This is a genomic window from Virgibacillus xinjiangensis (genome assembly GCF_042643145.1).
Classification (GTDB): Bacteria; Bacillota; Bacilli; order Bacillales; family Amphibacillaceae; genus Virgibacillus_O; species Virgibacillus_O xinjiangensis.
Genome location: NZ_JBHRSA010000015.1, coordinates 11486 through 29834 on the forward strand (window position 1 = coordinate 11486; position 18349 = coordinate 29834).

Here is an 18349-nt window from a genome sequence, read left to right on the forward strand (position 1 = left end):
ATGGCCAATACTGGCACGACAATGAAAGAGAGAGCCCAGGCTATCCTAAAGGAGCTGTCGATATGGCGCCGCCACTTGCACCAGTTTCCAGAGCTCAGTTTTTCTGAATACAAGACATCCGATTTTATTGCTGGAATACTGGAAAAGATTCCAGGGATGCAGGTGGAGCGGAATGCGGGGTATCCGACAGCAGTCCTTGGAACTTTATCCTCCGGTGACGGCCCTGTGGTTGCCATGAGAGCCGACATGGACGCCTTGCCGATCCAAGAAGAAAATGTGACGGATTATCGATCCAGGGAGAAAGGCGTAATGCATGCCTGTGGTCATGATGCACACACTGCGATCGTCCTGGGGGCTGCCCATCTGCTGAGTACTTGTTTTGAAGAGGAGAAGTTGAAAGGAACGGTGAAATTCATCTTTCAGCCTGCAGAGGAACGGGCAGATGACACGGGGACCACTGGTGCACCATATATGTTGGAACACGGCGTCCTGGATGATGTGAAAGCAGTTTTCGCTCTCCATATGGATCCCGAGCATCCGTATGGAAAGATAAAGCTCCATGACGGGTTCAGTATGGCCAATGTGGATGTGTTCCGGGCGAGAATCAAAGGAACCGGCGGACACGGGGCTTATCCGCATCTTGGCAGCGACCCTGTCTGGATGCTCGGCAATGTACTCCAAGCTGTATACGGGATTACAGGTAGGCATGTGTCCTCTTTGGAGTCAGCTGTCATCAGTATTGGCAGCCTGGAAGCTGGCTCAGCCAGCAATGTCATTCCCGCTGAAGTGGAAATAGGTGGGACCATCCGCACTTATAAGCCGGAGATCCGCACAAAGACACATGAGGAGCTTCGCCGAGCTTTCTCAATTGCTGAATCATTGGGAGGGGAGGCAGAGCTGGAAATCACAGCGGAGGATCCTGCTTTATACAATTCTCCAGAGGTGAACCGGGAGATTGAAAGGGCGATCCACCACCTTTTTCCTGACTTCGACGTGCTGGATCAGCCATTCGGCATGGGAGGGGAGGACTTCGCCCATATGGCACGGGCAATTCCCGGGGCCATGTTTTTCCTAGGATGCCGGCCGGAAGCGCACCGTGTGCGGCATCTTCACACACCTATTTTTGATATCGATGAGCAGAGCCTTGTCGCAGGAACCGCGATATTGGCGGAGACTGCCAGGCAGTTTGTGAAATGAGAGGAGGAACAGCATGCCGCAGCCAATAACACAGAGGGATGTCTGGAAGGCACGCAACAGGATAGCCTCCATCGTCAAAAAAACACCACTCATTCATTCTCCTGGTTTATCGGAACTTAGTGGTGCCCATGTATATTTGAAGCTGGAAAATCTGACAGTGACCGGCTCCTTCAAAATCAGAGGTGCGGCAAATAAAATCCTGACCCTTTCCCGGGAGCAAAGAGAGCGGGGGATCACCACGTTCTCCACCGGGAATTTCGGCATGAGTGTAGCTTATATGGCAAAAAGGTTAGGGATACCGGCAACCATCTGCATCTCTGAGCGAGTTCCGCCTGCGAAGGTGAAAGTGCTGAGGGATGCTGGTGCCACATTGGAGATATACGGTAAATCACAGGATGAAGCGGAGAAGAGGAGCTATCAGCTGGAAAAGGAACATGGGTGGGCGGTGATCCATCCATTTGATGACCAGGACATCATTGCCGGCCAAGGCACGATGGGACTGGAAGTGCTGGAAGAGCTGCCAGAAACAGATATGGTAGTTGCAGGCCTTTCTGGTGGTGGGCTGCATGCCGGACTCGGCACTGCTCTGAAGGCGGCGGACCCAGCTCTATCCCTGCTGGGTGCTTCTACAGAAAAAGGGCCGGCCATGCTTGCGAGCATCCGTGCCGGAAAGCCGGTCACGGTTCAAGAGCATGACACACTGGCAGACAGTCTGCTCGGTGGAATAGGGCTTGATAACAGATATACCTTCAAGCTTGTCCAGCAATATGTCGATGATATTCTGTTGATCAGTGAGCAGGAAATTACCCAAGGCATGTCCTATATGTTTCATCACCATCGAATGATAATCGAGGGGGCTGCTGCTGCTGGCATAGGCGCTTTGCTGAATCAACGTTTCGAAACTGGATCGAATGTGGTGATGATTATCAGTGGGGGGAGTGTCGATGCGAAAACAGTGATGGATCTTGCTGCAAAGCATAAAGGATGAACGGAATGGGCGGGCATGTGAAACAACCAGAGGGTAGATGGTCATAACAGAGGATGAATAAGCAGGTGAACATGGTGGGGCACAGAACGGCATATCAGCATCAGCCTGATGTACCAGCAGGTTCACCTCTTTCCTCTCCTCATGGCAACCCATGTCCCTGTCAGAAAAGGAGGCAGACCATATGAGTAAAATTCTAGTGGATGATCAGATTATCGACCGGAAGAACTTGATCGACATTGAAGACCGCGGCTACCAGTTCGGTGATGGGGTCTATGAAGTGATCGGTGTCTATGAAGGTAGACCGTTCATGATGGATGAACATCTCGAGCGATTGCAGCGGAGTGCTAAAGAAGTTCAGTTGAAGCTTCCATATAGTATGGTGGAATTACGAAACTTGTTGAATCAATTGGTGAAAGCCAACCATCTGGATGAAGGAATCATCTATCTGCAGGTGACTCGCGGGGCTGCATCCCGCTGGCATGAATTTCCTGGTGAAGATGTCCAGCCTAAGACGATCGCCTATACACGGGCGGAGGAGCGTATGACAGAGGTGGAGGATCAAGGGGGCCATGCCGTGCTGACGGAAGATATCCGCTGGCTTCGCTGTGATATCAAGACACTGAACCTGCTTCCCAATGTGCTAGCTAAACAGGAAGCAAAGAAAAACGGCGCTGTCGAAGCCATATTGCATCGCGGTGAAACCGTTACAGAAGCGAGTGCTTCCAATGTGTTCATCGTGAAAAACGGAGAACTCTTCACCCACCCGGCCAACAACCACATCTTGAACGGCATCACCAGGCAGAAGGTCCTGGAGTTATGCAGGAAAAACAATCTGCCCGTCCATGAACAGACCTTTACTGTGAAAGATCTGCTTGCAGCTGATGAGGTGTTTGTTACCGCCACCAAGTCGGATATTATTCCGATCCTGGAAGTAGACGGGAAACAAATCGGTTCCGGCAAGCCGGGCAATATCACTGCGAAAATCCTCCAGGAATTCCGCAGTTTGATCTACGAGCTCGTAAACGCCTGAAGATAAAATCAGAGGGATGGGGGGCTTTGATGGTGTTATCCCAGCATCTCACCGGCAGCCCGACAGAAGCCATTGTCCACCTGCATAAATATCATGAAAACGTGAAGAAGGTTAAAAAACACCTCCATCAAACATGGTTGATGGCAGTAGTGAAGACGAATGCCTATGGCCATGGAGTTGTCCAAATCAGCAAAGAAGCAGTCAAAGCAGGAGCCGACCGCCTGGGGGTGAGCTCGGTGGCAGAAGGAGTCCTGCTAAGGAAAGAAGGAATACGGATACCTATCCAAATCCTTGGGGCGATTCCTGGCACACTGGCTGACGATGCAGTGGCATATGATCTGATCGGTTCCATTTCCACCAAAGAGCAGGCCCTTGCTTTCAGTAAGGCAGCCGTCCGCCACCGGAAATGGGGGCATGTTCATTTAAAGATTGACACAGGTCTTCACCGATTTGGTGTACCCCCGGAAGAAGCGCATGATTTCCTGGAGGAGTGCAGAGGTTTGCCGAATTTATACTGGGAGGGTGTCTACACGCATTTTTCCCATGCAGATGATGGAGATTGGCAGCGGACGGAAAGTCAGTATGAAAAATTTCTGCAGACCATTCAAGCATTGGAGGAGAAGGGGTGGGCCTTCCCTGTGCGGCATGCAGGAGGTTCCACCATTATGCTGGAAAGGCAGGATATGTACCTGGACATGGTGCGGCCGGGTATCTCATTGTTTGGCTATCCACCGGCTGCCCGCCAGCGCTCCATCCTTGACCTTGAACCCGTAATGGAAGTGAAAACGCGGATCCTGCAGCTGCATGATCTTTCGGCTCAGACATCGATCGGATACGGTGGAAGTTATACCTGTCCCTCCCGCCGTAAGATAGCTGTTGTTCCTGTCGGTCACGGGGACGGTTATGCCAGGAGTCTTTCCAATCGTGGACAGATGATCGTACGGGGGCAGCGCGCAGGAATTGTCGGCACCATTTCTCTCGATCAGACCTTCCTGGATGTCACGGACATTTCCGGAGTATGTGAAGGAGATGAAGTCATACTGATCGGACGGCAGCATGAAGAGCAGATTACCGCATACGAAGTCGCTGAGTGGATGGATAGTATTACAGACGAAGCACTGGCAAGTCTCAAAGAACGAATTCCTCGCGTCTATTCAGACATGGATACAGGAAAGGAGAATTGGAAGTGAAAGAGATCAATATAGCAGTCATACCAGGAGATGGGATAGGACCTGAAGTCATCGGGGAAGGTATCAAGATATTGAAAGCAATTGAAGAGAAAGACCCGGAAATCTCCTTTTCTTTTACGGAATTTCCCTGGGGCTGTGAGTATTATCTCCAGCAGGGAAAAATGATGGATGCAGATGGCATCGATCGCCTGGCGAAATTTGATGCCATCTACTTGGGAGCAGTAGGGTATCCTGGGGTGCCGGACCATATTTCTCTCTGGGATCTCCTATTAAAAATCAGGAAGTCTTTCGACCAATATGTCAATCTAAGGCCAATCACATTGCTTCATCCAGAATTGACCCCATTGAAAGGGAAGTCCGGCTCAGACATCGATTTTCTCGTGATACGCGAAAACAGTGAAGGGGAGTATGCCGGAGCAGGTGACTGGCTTTATAAAGGGAAACCAGAAGAAGTCGTCCTGCAGACTGGGGTTTTTTCCAGAAAAGGGACAGAGCGGATCATCCGCTATGCTTATGAAGAAGCAAGAAAAAGCAATCGGACCCTTACAAGCATCAGCAAAGGAAATGCCCTGCAGTATTCGATGGTTTTCTGGGATGAAGTATTTGAAGAAGTGGGCAGAGAATATCCGGATGTAGAGACCTATTCTTATCTGGTGGATGCGGCAAGCCTGTACTTTGTCACCGATCCGGAACGGTTTGAAGTAGTGGTGACGTCCAACTTGTTCGGAGATATTCTGACCGATCTTGGCGCAGCGCTGACAGGGGGGCTGGGGCTTGCAGCTGGAGCAAATATCAATCCAGAACGGAAGTATCCTTCCATGTTCGAACCGATTCATGGATCAGCTCCTGATATTGCTGGAAAGGGTCTGGCCAATCCGTTGGCATCCATCTGGTCGGCAAGTCAGATGCTTGACTTCTTTGGAGAGGAAGAGTGGGGAAGAACGGTACTCGATATCATGCGGGACCTGCTGAAGGAGCCGGAACTTCTTACTCCTGATTTAGGAGGTAAGGCAACCACACAGGAAGTCGGTGACAGGTTTGCAGACATGCTGAAGAGAAAATAAAAAGATTAAAATAAGAGGCTGGGACAAAAGTGTTTTATCAAGGGGGATTCCGAACGAACAAAGGATAGGAGATATCCTTCGCTTTTCGCGATCGGCTGATGAGCTCTTCGTGCTATCGCACTACGGTGTCTCACCTATGCCTTCCTCTTGCAGGAGTTTGCGTATACTTCCATCGCCTATTCGGTTCATTATTCGTCTCTTGAGATAAACAGTTTAGTTATGTCCCAACCTCTTCATTTATATATGAAATGTTACCACCACGTGAATGGGTGCCGCGCTATGCCACTCATGCCATGCCCGCTGCAACTCGATCGCCGCTCAACGCAACCTGTCAGGAGATGCGGTACAGCCTGATTTTCCATGGAGACTCGGCGTTTTCAAACGTCTCTTCATGGACGAGACCGAGTTCTTGATAGTTGCTGATCGGAACAGCAGAAAGGATATAATCTCCGCCAAGGTTTTTCAAGGCGTCTGTATTGATGTCCAACTGTTCGATTGGTTCACTGCGGTCTTTGGTGAACAGATAATCCTTTCCGTGCTCAGCTACATACATATACAGACGGCCGCCCCAGTCATCGAAGTAGTTTTCTAGTGTTGGATTCTTGTCCAACTCACCGGCAATCACTTCACGGAACTTATGCTTATATTCCAGAGGGAAGCTGTTATTGTAGGTATCCAGCGTATAAAAGCCATTGAACTGGGCGATGGTCGGATGCATGCCGATACTCACTACACGATATTCGGATTGTTCTTCCCCGATATATTCTTCCATTTCCTGAAACAGTTCTTCCGAGTAAAATTCAGCAAACGTCGGCATCCCGTAGGAACTGTATTTGAATTCCTCTTGAAGTCCGAATAGATTGTATGCTTGCATGGCAATCAATAATGCAGCAAAGACAGGTCCCCATTTTACATGCCTCCACAGCACGGACAATGCCAGAGCAAAGGCGATGTACCAAATCGCCGGATCGAGGAAATGAATTCTGGCAAAGTTGAAGGTATTGGCGATCATGAAATTATCCTTCAGAACCCGCATGCCTTCCCAATACCAGAAAGCATACCAGGTGGCCAGTATCAGATTGACTATGAATAGTGTCAGCAGCCTTTTTGGCGGGATATTCTTCCAGGCAAGAATCAACATGGCGCCTAGTACCAATGGAACAATAATATATGCCTGATGTGCTTCATCATGGGTGAGGCCGTACAGGAAGTTTTCCCATGCCAGTTCATAGGTCCGTTCGAACGTGTTATAGCCAAGGTCCATTTCTTCCCGATGGGAGGTGAATCCTTCGTCAAAGAACATGGATATGATCAGCAGATAGTTTTTTATAATATAGATGCCAGTCATAGCACACATAGCTGTAAACCATGGCCAATTCGGCTGTTTTCTGCGATACCAGTCCAGCAGCCAGAAAATACCCATGACTCCGATAAAAAAGACAAAGGACAGAACAAAATTGGAGAAGAATGGGATCAGCAATAGGACCAGCCAGTGACGCTTCGGTGTGTTCCACCCATATTTGCGGATGGTCAGGAACAAGTAAAGAGCAAGTGGCAGACCGGCAATCGATAGGACTCCAGACGGCCAGTAAGGAAGCATCGCAAAGCAAAGGGCAGAGCCTGCCGTAATGAGCTGCTGTTTTTTCCCTTTGAATACAAAGCGGCTCAACAGCAGATACATGCCAATGAACGCACCGATACGCATAATCGTCTGACTGATAGTATATGCTGTCATCGGTTCGAACCATACATACAGCCATACGACGGCATCAAACGCCGACGGCAGTGTGCTTCTCGGCAGCCCGTTGATGGCTTGGGGCAGTTCGGTATCCTCCATGGTGAATATAGGGCCATGTTCTGCCAGCAATTGGTACCAGACAATATTGGAGTCCATATTATCATGCACCCGGATATGAGTATGCTCGCCAAGTATGTAGTAGGGCAGCAAATAAGCCGCCAGGATGATGCAGGCCAACAGGATGAATTTATTTCTGGAAATACTTGTGAATAGCCGTGATCCCATGATCCACATCCTTTTCTGTCAATCCGTAATATAGCGGCAGGCGCAGAATTCTTTCGCTTTCTACCGTCGTCCATCTGTCTTCACCGATGAAGGAGCCGAACCGCTTCCCGGCATCCGAAGAATGGAGGGGGACATAATGTGGGACAGCCATAACCCCTTGCTCCTTCAGATAGGCAATCAAGCGGGAACGTTCCTGTCCATCCTTTGTCTTTATGTAAAACATGTGGGCATTATGTTCACAGTCTTCGGGGATATGCGGGCCCTCGAGCATTTCTTGGTCGAATAGTTCCTGCAATCCTTTCTGGTAGTTGTTCCAGCTGCGAATCCTGTTTGCATTGATTTTTTCTGCATGGTCAAGCTGTACTGATAGATAGGCGGCATTGAGCTCACTCAACAGAAAGGAAGAACCGATATCACGCCAGGTGTATTTATCGACCACCCCTTTGAGGAACTGTGAGCGGTCTGTTCCTTTTTCCTGCAGAATCTCCGCCCGCTCGATCAGTGACGGGTCATTGACCAGCAGTGCACCACCCTCGCCACATGTATAATTCTTCGTTTCATGGAAGCTGAAGGTCCCCATATGCCCGATGCTGCCAAGCGGTTTACCCCGATAGCTGCTCATCAATGCCTGGGCAGCATCCTCAATCACCCACAGATGGTGTTTTTCTGCTAATTCCATTATTCGGTCCATGTCACAAGAAACACCTGCGTAGTGGACTACAACGATGGCTTTTGTCCGACTGGTTATTGCGTTGGCAGTTTGATCGGGATCTATATTCATCGTCCCCGGCGTAACATCGACGAATCGGATGTCCGCCCCTCTCAGGACAAAGGCATTTGCCGTGGAAACAAAGGTATAGGAGGGCATGATCACTTCATCCCCTTCACCGATTTCTGCCAATAATGCGGTCATTTCCAGGGCGGCAGTACAGGAAGGGGTAAGGATGGCTTTTTCACAGCCAAGACGTGCTTCCATCCACTGGGAGCATTTTTCCGCGAATGGCCCATTACCTGCTAATTTCTGCTGATTCATTGCCTGTTTGATTGCTTCATGTTCTGTTCCGATGTTGCAAGGTTTATTGAATGGAATCATATAATCACCTCATGACGATAATTCCCAGGACAATTAGGGAAAAGCCGATAATTTTCTGTGTATCTACTGGTTCGCCGAAGAAAACGGCGGAAAGAATGAAAACCAGCACGAAGGACAAGCTCATGAACGGATATGCATAGCTGATATCGAACTTGGTCATGGCTGCCATCCAGCTTAGCGCCGCCAGGAAAGCTGCCAGAAACCCGGAAATGATCCAAGGGTTCAGCAGCAGTTGAAGCAGGAAGAGGATTTTATCGGCCAGCGGCCCAGGCAGGTTCCCTTGCTGGTCGATCTTCCACTTCAGAATGAGCTGGCCATAGACAGTAAAGAAAATCGTGCCGAATATATAGGCATAACCCATGGATCACCCTCCTACCGGCAACGAGCCATTCAGTTTATGATAAACATTCACGGCACCATTCAAGCGGAATCCGAGTGAAATGAACACATTCAAGGATGCCGGGTTGGAAGGAGAAATAGAAGTCTTCAGCTGGTCATATCCACTGATGCGGAACTGTTCTTCGACACAGGCACTGGTAAAGGCCTTGGCAAGCCCCCTCCCGCGGAAATCCTTATGCATGCCGAGCAGGAGGATCCTATCCTTCTCATAAGCGAAGAAGCCGGCCGTCCGGTCTTCAAATTGAAGGGCAAGAATCTGATCCTGGTCAATCAAGTCACTGACCCAATTGCGGTATCTCCGGTCCGCCATATAATCCGGAATATTGAAATCCCGGTGGAACCGGCCACCTTTAAAGGCTTCACCGGCAATATCCAGTATCTCCTCCCGGTCGTATTCCCGAGTAAATGTGATACCTTCTTGGTAGACTGTTTCGAATCGGTTCCTTCTGCAGACTGGCTCTGTCAGTGTATCGACATAATAGAATCCGTGCTTTACCAGGTTTTGCGTATCGGCAGAAGGAGGCACTTTGAGCGTAAAATGCCCCTCTGTCTCACTCGTCTGCTGGAGAGCGGCTTCACTATATTCAGTCAGCTGGTATGTATCCACCAGGAAATTCCGCTTATCCCAAGGGGTTGCTTCCAAGTATTCCTTCATTCTATCAGCTCCTGTTCATCTGTATCTTTTGCTTCATCTGTTGTTTCACGTATGAGATATAATGGTCTGGCTTTCGTTTCATTGAAGATTTTTCCGATATAAAGTCCCAGGATACCGAAGTTGAAAAAAATCAGTCCACCGAGAAAGAAGATGGAGACCATCACACTGGTCCAGCCGGCTACACGTTCATCCAGGAAAAAGTAGCGGGCAAATAAGTACAACGCATATAAAAAGGATGCGAAAGAGATAAGGAACCCGAACTGGATCGACAGCCGCAGTGGCTTGTTCGATTGGGAAACGATCGCATCGGTTGCCAAGCTGAGCAATTTATGAAAATTATAGGATGACTTTCCTTCTTTTCTGGCATTATGTTCGACGGGGATTTTTGTGGAGCGGTACCCCATCCACTGGATGAACAGTGGAAAATAGCGGTTTTGTTCCCGCATGCGGCGGTATCCCATCACCACTTTCCTTTCGCAAATGCTGAAATTGGCTACGGTGAAATCGGTGGATTGCCCGCTGAAATAATCATAAATCCTATAGAAAAGTTGGGAGCCTTTCTTTTTCAGCCAACTGTCCTGCCGCTCCACCCGCTTTCCAAATACTACTTCGTATCCTTCCTGAGCCTTTTGATAGAGTTTCGGAATCTCTTCTGGACGGTCCTGCAGATCGCAATCCATGACGACGACCCAGTCGCCCTTTGTGTGGTCGAGTCCGGCAGTAATGGCATGATGCTGACCGAAATTCCGGGCGAAATCCAGTCCTGTGATGGCTGGATCTTCTTCACTCAATTTCTTGATTGTTTCCCATGCCCCGTCTGGACTGGCGTCATTTACAAGGATGATTTCATGTTGGGCTGGTATGCTGGAAATTGCCTTCCGGATCCGACGGCAAAGCTCTACCAAACAGGTTTCACAGCCGTATACCGGAACGACCACAGAAATTAGAGGGTCTGCTTGTTTTTCCATTCGCTTACATACCACTCCATTGTTTTCTTCAACCCTTCATGGAAATCAACTGCAGGCTTCCAGCCCAGTTCCTGCTTGATTTTCCGGTCGTCTACCGAATATCTTCGGTCATGGCCTTTCCGGTCTTCCGTAAACTTGATGAGGTCTCTATAGCTTGAAATACTGTACGGCTGCCGGTACTCCGGCACAAATTCATCAAGAAGACTGCAAATCTGAGCTGCCATATCCTTATTCGTCTGTTCGTTTCCGCCACCGACATTATAGCTTTCCAGGGTGTGCCCTTTATGGTAGATAAGATCAATGGCTCGACAATGGTCGTCGACATAGAGCCAGTCACGGACATTTCCACCATCCCCATAAATGGGGATTTGTTTGCCTTCCAATGCATGGCTGATGATTGTAGGTATCAGTTTTTCTTGATGCTGCCGAGGACCATAGTTGTTGGAACTGGAGGAAATGACCACATCCATTCCATACGTATAGCCAAAGCTTTTGACAAAGAAATTTGCACTTGCCTTGGAGGCGCTGTATGGGTTCCGTGGGTTATATGGCGTCGTCTCCGAGAAACTTCCTACCTCGCCAAGCGACCCATAGACCTCATCGGTGGAGATTTGGTGAAATCTGCGGATGTCAAGCTCACCTTTTTCTTCCCAATCTTTCTTGGCAGCATCCAATAGAGTCAAGGTACCGAGTACATTGGACTCCACAAATGCCTGTGAATCTTCAATCGAGCGGTCGACATGTGATTCTGCTGCAAAATTGATGACACCGGATATGTCATATTCTTCAAATATGGAGGTTATCCAAGCTTTATCTCCGATATCTCCTTGAAGGAAGCGGTAATTCGGCCGCTGGTCCACTTCCCGGAGGTTATCCAGATTGCCTGCATAGGTCAGTTTATCTATATTCAATATCTGGGTATCTGGATATTGTTTGGTAAAATAGTCGATGAAGTTGGAGCCGATGAATCCGGCTCCGCCTGTAATAAGCAATGTCTGCTGACGATTATTCATTGCTGGCCACCCCTAGCATCGGATGCTGATCGATGGAATCAGGCTCCCAGTATTGGGTCGTATGCTTCCGTGCAGCAATCTCCAGCAAGTATTGACCGTAATCGTTTTTCTCCATCGACTTTCCCTTCTTATACAGCTCATCTTTCGAAATATATCCCAGATAGTAGGCGATTTCTTCCAAGCAGGCCAGTTTGAAACCTTGGCGCTGTTGGGTGATTTTGACAAACTCGGCTGCTTCAAACAGCGATTCATGTGTACCGGTGTCCATCCATGCAAACCCACGGCCAAGCAGCTCAACATCCAGCTGACCGCGTTTTAAGTATTCTTTGTTCAAATCGGTGATCTCCAATTCCCCTCGAGCGGAAGGCTTCAATTTTTTGGCGATTTTCACAGCGCGGTGGTCATATAGATACAGACCTGTCACCGCAAAATCGGATTTCGGATCCTCCGGTTTTTCTTCCAAGGACAGCACCTTTTGATAGCGGTCGAACTCTACGACGCCAAAGCGCTCCGGGTCTTTGACACGGTAGCCGAATACTGTGGCATGCTGATGGGTTTTAATCGCATTGCGAAGCAGGGTGGTAAACCCTTGGCCGTAGAAAATATTATCGGCGAGAATCAGAGCCACTTTGTCAATACCGATAAATTCCTCAGCAATTGTCAGGGCTTCCGGAATTCCCTTCGGCTCTGCCTGCTCCTGGTACTCGAGGCGGATCCCAAGCTCACTTCCGTCCCCCAAAAGCTCCTTAAAACGCGGAGTATCTTCTGGTGTACTGATAATCATGATTTCATCAATCCCTCCGAGCATCAGAACGGACAGTGGATAATAGATCATCGGTTTGTCATATACGGCAAGCAAATGTTTATTGATACTGTTTGTACTGGGGGATAACCTTGTCCCGCTTCCCCCGGCCAATATGATTCCCTTCATACCTCTCACCCCTTGTGGCTGGTATGTACGATGCCAGCCGAATTTAGTATCATGTTGCAAGGATATAAATTAGTACGATATATCTTATAATCTATTACCACGTCTATGCGGAAGATAATCTTACGTTTTGATTTCAATTATATTTCATTCGAGATGAGGTAGCGGCGTCCATGGTCAAGTGCGTTCCACAAGACTCTTGTCTGCCAACTGCATGATGGTCATGTCATCCATTGGCGGGTTATGGATTCCGGCCCGGACGTCACGATAATGCCGCTGCAGTGGGTTATTTCGGGACAGGCTTCGTGCACCGGTGATTCTCATGGCTTTATCGACAGCATCTACCGCTTTATTGACAACAGACAGCTTTACAGCCCCTAAGACCGGTTTCATTTTATTGCGTGCATCCTTGTCTGCAGCATCCCACTTTGCAGCGACACTATATATGAAGTGTTCGCTCTCCATCAGCATCAGTTCTATTTCTCCCAGTTTCTGTTTAACATTGGGCAGATCAGAAATGGTGCCCTCAATACTGTTTGGCGAATAGGTGGATGCAAATCCTGCAGCATATTCCTGTGCCGCTCTGGCAATGCCCTGATAACAGGCCGGGATATGTAGGAGCCATCCGGCTGCAGGCTTGTTCCCGGGTTGGATATATTCCACTAAATCATTTTTTTTCACGTTTACCTGTTCCAGTACGAGGTCGTGACTTCCAGTGGCCCGCATGGCAATAGAATCCCATGTTTCTTCTACAGAGACACCAGGAAGTTTTCGGCGGATGAGAAAATTGCCGGTCTGCTCTGTGCCTTTGATAGAGGCACTCACGACAAAATAATCCAGAACAGGAGCCATGGTGGTAAATGTCTTTCTGCCATTGATGTTCCATCCCGAATCCGTCTGTACTGCAGTGGTCTCGGGTCTGCCACCGCGGGTCGGGCTCCCCGTTGCTGGTTCAGTAGCTGCATTATTCAGTAGAGCGCCATTGGCCAGTACGTCCTCGGCAAATTCTTTGTACTTCACTTCGTCCCAGATTCCATTTTCCCCCAAGTATTTGGTGATGCCCATATGCCAGCCGATCGATAATGCAGTCGCACCATCCTTTCTTGCAATGGTTTCCTGCATTTTGAGCAGTTCATAGAGGGAGATTCCCATACCTCCATATTTAACAGGGATGGTAAGGGAGGGATATCCGATCTCCTTCAATTCTTTCACATTTTCTTTAGGAAAGGTTCCTTCTTCATCATGTTTCTGAGCACGCTCGGCAAATCGGGATGCAACATCCTCCATCTTTTCCAATCTCTCCTCCATGGTAGCAAGTTTCAAAAGTTCCATTCCTATTTCCTCCTTTAGGTTCATTTTGCTGTGGCAGGGATGTCTAGCAATTTTCATAGAAAGAGTAATCATTTGACCTATTTTCCAGGAAATCCCATTATGATAGGATTATGGTAATCCAGTGTGGTTGCCCTTTGAAGGATAGGGTTAAAGCGGTTTATACAATTTGTTGAAAGATATTGCATTTTCAAAAATATTAAATTATACTACTCTTAACTTATTAAAATAATATTACAAATCTACCATTTAACCTTCCTACGAACATATCTTCTATATGTACGATCACACCTCATTTTTTGAGGGACGCAGTGACCAACGACCATGACCATACTATCCAGACATATTGCGGGCCGCTCTTTTTTACACACCAAACCAGTTGTATGGCCACAGATTATCATGAATTCACATGAGATTGTTACTATTGTATATGATTATATTATCTGAAGTTTCAACCTTTCATTAGAATTGTAACGGAAGTGAAGGAAGACTGAAAAGGGAAATGCATAGCCTTCCAAGGGACATAGAGAGAAGCTCCCTAGGGCATCAATCGTCCGTTGTGATGCGTTCCGGACATGCTCAACTACAGAATGCAACTTCTTCATTAGGGGGATTATCTTGAGAAATAAAGAGAAATTATTGGATATCAGCCATCTAAAAACTTCTTTCCGTATTGGTGATGATTACTATGCAGCGGTGGATGACGTGTCCCTCGCTTTGAATAAAAATGAAGTACTTGGGATTGTTGGAGAATCAGGCTCCGGAAAAAGCGCTTTGGCTTTTTCCATCATGGGCCTTCATACGAGAGCCAAGATTGAAGGAAATATCCAGTTCAAAGGTCAGGACATTACAGATATTTCCCCAGGTGTGCTCAATAAATTGCGTGGAAATGATATGGCGATGATTTTCCAAGACCCGCTCACTGCATTGAATCCTTTGATGGAGATTGGTGATCAGATTGCGGAAACCTTGATTCTGCACCGGCCGGAAATGACACAGCGACAGCGCAAAGACCGGGTGATCGAACTGCTGAACTTGGTAGGGATACCACGGCCGGAACATGTTTTTCAGCAGTTTCCGCATGAGCTGTCTGGAGGTATGAGGCAGCGTGTGATGATCTCCATTGCAATAGCAAATAAACCAGAGCTGCTGATTGCCGACGAGCCGACCACCGCACTTGACGTCACCATACAGGCACAAATACTGGATTTGATCAGAGAATTGAAGGAGGACATGCATGCAGGTATTATCCTGATTACCCATGACCTAGGAGTGGTTGCCGAAATGGCGGATCGGGTGGCCGTCATGTATGCCGGGCAGGTAGTGGAGATAGCTGATGCATATACACTGTTTGAGAAGCCGCTCCATCCCTACACAAGATCCCTGTTGAATTCCGTGCCGACAGAGGGTCAGGATAAACTCCATGTGATCCAAGGCATTGTCCCTTCTTTGAAGAACTTGCCACGGGAAGGTTGCCGGTTTGCAGCACGGATTCCATGGGTGGATCAGTCGGTTCATGAGGATCGGCCTGAACTTCATGAAGTAAGTCCGGGGCATTTTGTTCGCTGTACCTGTTATAAACATTTCTACTTCCCGGATGAAAGCAAGGAGGGTCAATCCCATGGCATTTCTTGAAGTCAACAATTTAAAGGTGTATTACCCGATCAAAGGCGGGATCCTCAATCGCACCATGGGCCACATAAAGGCAGTGGATGATGTCTCTTTCACCATCGAAGAGGGGAAAACCTACGGACTTGTCGGAGAGTCAGGTTCTGGCAAAACAACGACAGGCAGGGCAATCATCGGCTTGGAAACAATCACTTCAGGTGAGGTGATTTTCCAAGGGAGGGATATCACCGACAGGAAGAGCCAGACAAGGAAAATGCGCAAAGATATCCAAATGATCTTTCAGGACCCCTATTCTTCTCTGAACCCAAGGAAACGCGTACAGGATATTATTGCCGAGCCTTTGAGGAATTTCGAAAAGCTGAGCAGGCAGCAGGAGAAGAAACGGGTACAGGAACTCCTGGAAATGGTGGGGTTAAGTCCTGAAAGCATGGTGAAATACCCACATGAATTTTCCGGAGGACAGCGGCAACGGATCGGAGTGGCCAGGGCGATTGCCCTGAAGCCGAAATTGATTATCGCCGATGAACCCGTATCTGCTTTGGATGTTTCTGTTCAAGCCCAGGTGCTCAACTTCATGCAGGATATCCAAAAAGAACTGAATCTTACCTACTTATTTATCAGTCATGATTTGGGAATTGTCAAACACATGTGTGATGATATTGCCATCATGTACAAGGGACGTTATGTCGAGAAAGGGACCAATGAAGACATCTTCCAACATCCCCAGCATATTTATACGAAACGTCTGATTGCGGCAATTCCTGATATCAATCCAGCCAATCGGAAGAAGCAGTTTCATTACAGGCAGGAAGTGAAGCGGGAGTATGAACAGTTCTATGATGATTATTTCGACCAAGAAGGCTTGGCATATGGATTGAAACCGATTTCGAAGTCGCATCTGGTGGCCTTGCCGGAGAAGGGGTGATGAACAGATGTGGAAATTCATCGTCAGGCGGCTGTTGATCACCATGCCGCAAATTATCATACTCAGCGTATTGATCTTTTTGATGGCCCAGGCCATGCCGGGCGATGCGCTGACCGGGGTGCTGGACCCGAACGTGGACAGGGCAACCCTGGAAGAACAACGGGAGAAAATGGGGCTGAATGATCCATGGCATGTCCAGTACCGTGACTGGGTGGCCGGAGTGCTCCAAGGAGATCTGGGACAGTCCTTCCGTTTCAAGATGCCTGTCACTGATATTGTCGAACAACGGATTATCAACTCCTTTTGGCTGTCCCTTGTAACCTTGATATTCACCTATCTTATTGCTATCCCCCTTGGAATTCTGAGTGGGAGATATAATGATTCCCTGCTGGATCAGGGGATCACAGGTTACACGTACATCGGTTTTGCTACGCCGTTATTCATTTTCGCACTTGTGATGCTTTGGGTTTTCGGATACAACCTCGGCTGGTTTCCGACCAGTGGTAGTGTGGCACCAGGCCTCCAGCCGGGAACGGTCGATTATTTTCTGAGCAAGTTGTACCATTTGATCCTCCCCGGACTCTCCCTGGCGCTGATTACTACAGTGAATACGGTGCAGTATCTGCGAAGCGAAATAATCGATACGAAACAACGGGATTTCATTGTGACAGCAAGAGCAAAGGGTGCATCAGAATCAAGGGTCTATAATAAACATATTTTCAGGAACTCCTTGCTTCCAATCGCAGCATTCTTCGGCTGGGAAATCACCAGCCTGATCAGTGGCACCGTTTTTGTAGAGCAAATCTTCGGTTATCCAGGAATGGGACAGCTCTTCCTGGAATCGATCACCCTGCGTGACTACAGTGTAGTTACAGCGGTTGTACTGCTGTTCGGGATTGCTTCCATTCTGGGAGCACTGCTGTCCGATATCATCCTGAGCATTGTCGACCCGCGTATACGCATCAAATAAGAATCAGATAGCACTGAGGTGATAGAAATGGAATCAAACCGAATGAATACAACTGCAGAGAGCATGGATTCCACCAGAAGCCCTTCAGGCATGCGGATCCTTTGGCGGGAAATTGTCCGGGATAAGCTGGCACTGACTTCGTTGATTTTCCTCATAATCATCACGGCTTTTGTTTATGGAACCTCCTTGTTTCTGGAACAGGATGAGATTGTCAAAGTGGACCTGTTCTCTATTCATGAAGCGCCAAGTGAAGAATTCTGGCTGGGCACAGATTATGGGGGAAGGGATATATTCGGACAGTTGATCATCGGGACGAGAAATTCCCTCTCCATCGGATTCCTCGTAACCTTGATGAGCGGAGCGATCGGTATCATCTATGGACTGGTTTCCGGCTATTTCGGCGGTCATATTGATAATGCTCTAATGAGAATTCTGGACTTCTTCATGGTTTTGCCGATGCTGATGATCGTCATTGTATTTGTCTCCATCGTCCCTGATTACGGAATCGTATCCTTTTCGTTGATCATGACGGCATTCTTGTGGATGGGAATAGCAAGGCTGATCCGTTCGAAGGCGCTACAGGAAAAAGAGCTTGACTATGCCCAGGCATCCAAAACATTGGGTTCCTCCGACTTTAAAATCATGTTCACCCAGGTCCTGCCTAACATCACCTCGTTGATTGTCGTCACGATGACGTTGAACCTGGCGGCCAATATCGGATTGGAGTCGGGCTTATCCTTCCTCGGCTTCGGTTTTCCGGAAAGCACACCAAGCCTTGGGACCCTGTTAAGCTATGCAACCAATCCACAGACACTGGAATACAGATGGTGGATCTGGGTACCGGCAGCTGTTCTAATTCTTCTACTGATGCTAGCTGTTCGCAATGTGGGGGAAGCGCTGAAACGAGCAACAGACGCCAGGCAGCGGAGAGGTTGATCGTAGAGTTGC

The 18349-nt window shown here is 48.3% G+C and carries 17 protein-coding genes; 9 read left to right on the forward strand and 8 right to left on the reverse strand.

Features of this window, described 5'->3' with window-relative positions; genetic code table 11:
* From ACFOGI_RS04765 to ACFOGI_RS04785, 5 genes are all read left to right on the forward strand, one after another.
* The gene (locus ACFOGI_RS04765; RefSeq protein WP_390269217.1) at positions 1-1197 is read left to right on the forward strand and encodes a M20 metallopeptidase family protein; all 1197 of its coding nucleotides are present in this window, start codon (positions 1-3) and stop codon (positions 1195-1197) included.
* 13 nt (positions 1198-1210) lie between these two features.
* Positions 1211-2185, forward strand: coding sequence for a pyridoxal-phosphate dependent enzyme (locus ACFOGI_RS04770; protein WP_390269220.1), 975 nt, complete (start codon positions 1211-1213; stop codon positions 2183-2185).
* 181 nt (positions 2186-2366) lie between these two features.
* Positions 2367-3215, forward strand: coding sequence for a D-amino-acid transaminase (dat, locus tag ACFOGI_RS04775; RefSeq protein ID WP_390269223.1), 849 nt, complete (start codon positions 2367-2369; stop codon positions 3213-3215).
* 29 nt (positions 3216-3244) lie between these two features.
* Positions 3245-4405: an alanine racemase gene (alr, locus tag ACFOGI_RS04780; protein WP_390269226.1), complete on the forward strand. Its 1161-nt coding sequence runs from the start codon at positions 3245-3247 to the stop codon at positions 4403-4405.
* On the forward strand, positions 4402-5469 hold the full coding sequence (locus tag ACFOGI_RS04785) for a tartrate dehydrogenase (RefSeq protein WP_390269229.1): 1068 nt from the start codon (positions 4402-4404) through the stop codon (positions 5467-5469). Before alr ends, ACFOGI_RS04785 begins: the two co-directional genes overlap by 4 nt.
* 331 nt (positions 5470-5800) lie before the next feature.
* Here the strand turns inward: ACFOGI_RS04785 and ACFOGI_RS04790 are convergent, their stop codons facing one another.
* The 8 genes from ACFOGI_RS04790 to ACFOGI_RS04825 all read right to left on the reverse strand — a co-directional run bounded on the left by ACFOGI_RS04790 (position 5801) and on the right by ACFOGI_RS04825 (position 13880).
* A complete protein-coding gene (locus ACFOGI_RS04790) occupies positions 5801-7492 on the reverse strand; it encodes a DUF6044 family protein (protein ID WP_390269232.1) in 1692 nt (563 codons plus the stop codon).
* A complete protein-coding gene (gene rffA / locus ACFOGI_RS04795) occupies positions 7455-8585 on the reverse strand; it encodes a dTDP-4-amino-4,6-dideoxygalactose transaminase (RefSeq protein WP_390269235.1) in 1131 nt (376 codons plus the stop codon). The genes ACFOGI_RS04790 and rffA overlap by 38 nt, the downstream gene beginning before the upstream one ends.
* Positions 8586-8589: 4 nt before the next feature.
* The gene (locus ACFOGI_RS04800) at positions 8590-8946 is read right to left on the reverse strand and encodes an EamA family transporter (protein WP_390269238.1); all 357 of its coding nucleotides are present in this window, start codon (positions 8944-8946) and stop codon (positions 8590-8592) included.
* A 3-nt stretch (positions 8947-8949) separates the two neighbouring features.
* Positions 8950-9639, reverse strand: a complete 690-nt coding sequence (locus tag ACFOGI_RS04805) for a GNAT family N-acetyltransferase (RefSeq protein ID WP_390269241.1) — start codon at positions 9637-9639, stop codon at positions 8950-8952.
* Positions 9636-10607: a glycosyltransferase gene (locus ACFOGI_RS04810; protein WP_390269244.1), complete on the reverse strand. Its 972-nt coding sequence runs from the start codon at positions 10605-10607 to the stop codon at positions 9636-9638. Before ACFOGI_RS04810 ends, ACFOGI_RS04805 begins: the two co-directional genes overlap by 4 nt.
* Positions 10583-11620 carry a dTDP-glucose 4,6-dehydratase gene (rfbB, locus tag ACFOGI_RS04815; RefSeq protein ID WP_390269247.1) on the reverse strand — a complete coding sequence of 346 codons (1038 nt, stop codon included), beginning with the start codon at positions 11618-11620 and terminating at the stop codon, positions 10583-10585. The genes ACFOGI_RS04810 and rfbB overlap by 25 nt, the downstream gene beginning before the upstream one ends.
* Positions 11613-12551 (reverse strand): glucose-1-phosphate thymidylyltransferase RfbA, encoded by a 939-nt coding sequence (gene rfbA / locus ACFOGI_RS04820; RefSeq protein ID WP_390269250.1) that lies wholly within the window; start codon positions 12549-12551, stop codon positions 11613-11615. Before rfbA ends, rfbB begins: the two co-directional genes overlap by 8 nt.
* A gap of 174 nt (positions 12552-12725) precedes the next feature.
* Positions 12726-13880 carry an acyl-CoA dehydrogenase family protein gene (locus tag ACFOGI_RS04825; protein WP_390269253.1) on the reverse strand — a complete coding sequence of 385 codons (1155 nt, stop codon included), beginning with the start codon at positions 13878-13880 and terminating at the stop codon, positions 12726-12728.
* A gap of 615 nt (positions 13881-14495) precedes the next feature.
* Between ACFOGI_RS04825 and ACFOGI_RS04830 the strand changes: the two genes are divergently transcribed.
* The 4 genes from ACFOGI_RS04830 to ACFOGI_RS04845 are packed head-to-tail and all read left to right on the forward strand — an operon-like array spanning position 14496 to position 18337.
* The gene (locus tag ACFOGI_RS04830) at positions 14496-15512 is read left to right on the forward strand and encodes an ABC transporter ATP-binding protein (protein ID WP_390269256.1); all 1017 of its coding nucleotides are present in this window, start codon (positions 14496-14498) and stop codon (positions 15510-15512) included.
* Positions 15499-16431, forward strand: coding sequence for an ABC transporter ATP-binding protein (locus tag ACFOGI_RS04835; RefSeq protein ID WP_390269259.1), 933 nt, complete (start codon positions 15499-15501; stop codon positions 16429-16431). The genes ACFOGI_RS04830 and ACFOGI_RS04835 overlap by 14 nt, the downstream gene beginning before the upstream one ends.
* A 7-nt stretch (positions 16432-16438) precedes the next feature.
* Complete coding sequence (gene opp4B, locus ACFOGI_RS04840) at positions 16439-17401, forward strand: oligopeptide ABC transporter permease (protein WP_390269262.1); 963 nt, start codon at positions 16439-16441, stop codon at positions 17399-17401.
* Between the two features lie 27 nt (positions 17402-17428).
* On the forward strand, positions 17429-18337 hold the full coding sequence (locus ACFOGI_RS04845; RefSeq protein WP_390269265.1) for an ABC transporter permease: 909 nt from the start codon (positions 17429-17431) through the stop codon (positions 18335-18337).
* The last annotated feature ends 12 nt before the right edge of the window (positions 18338-18349 follow it).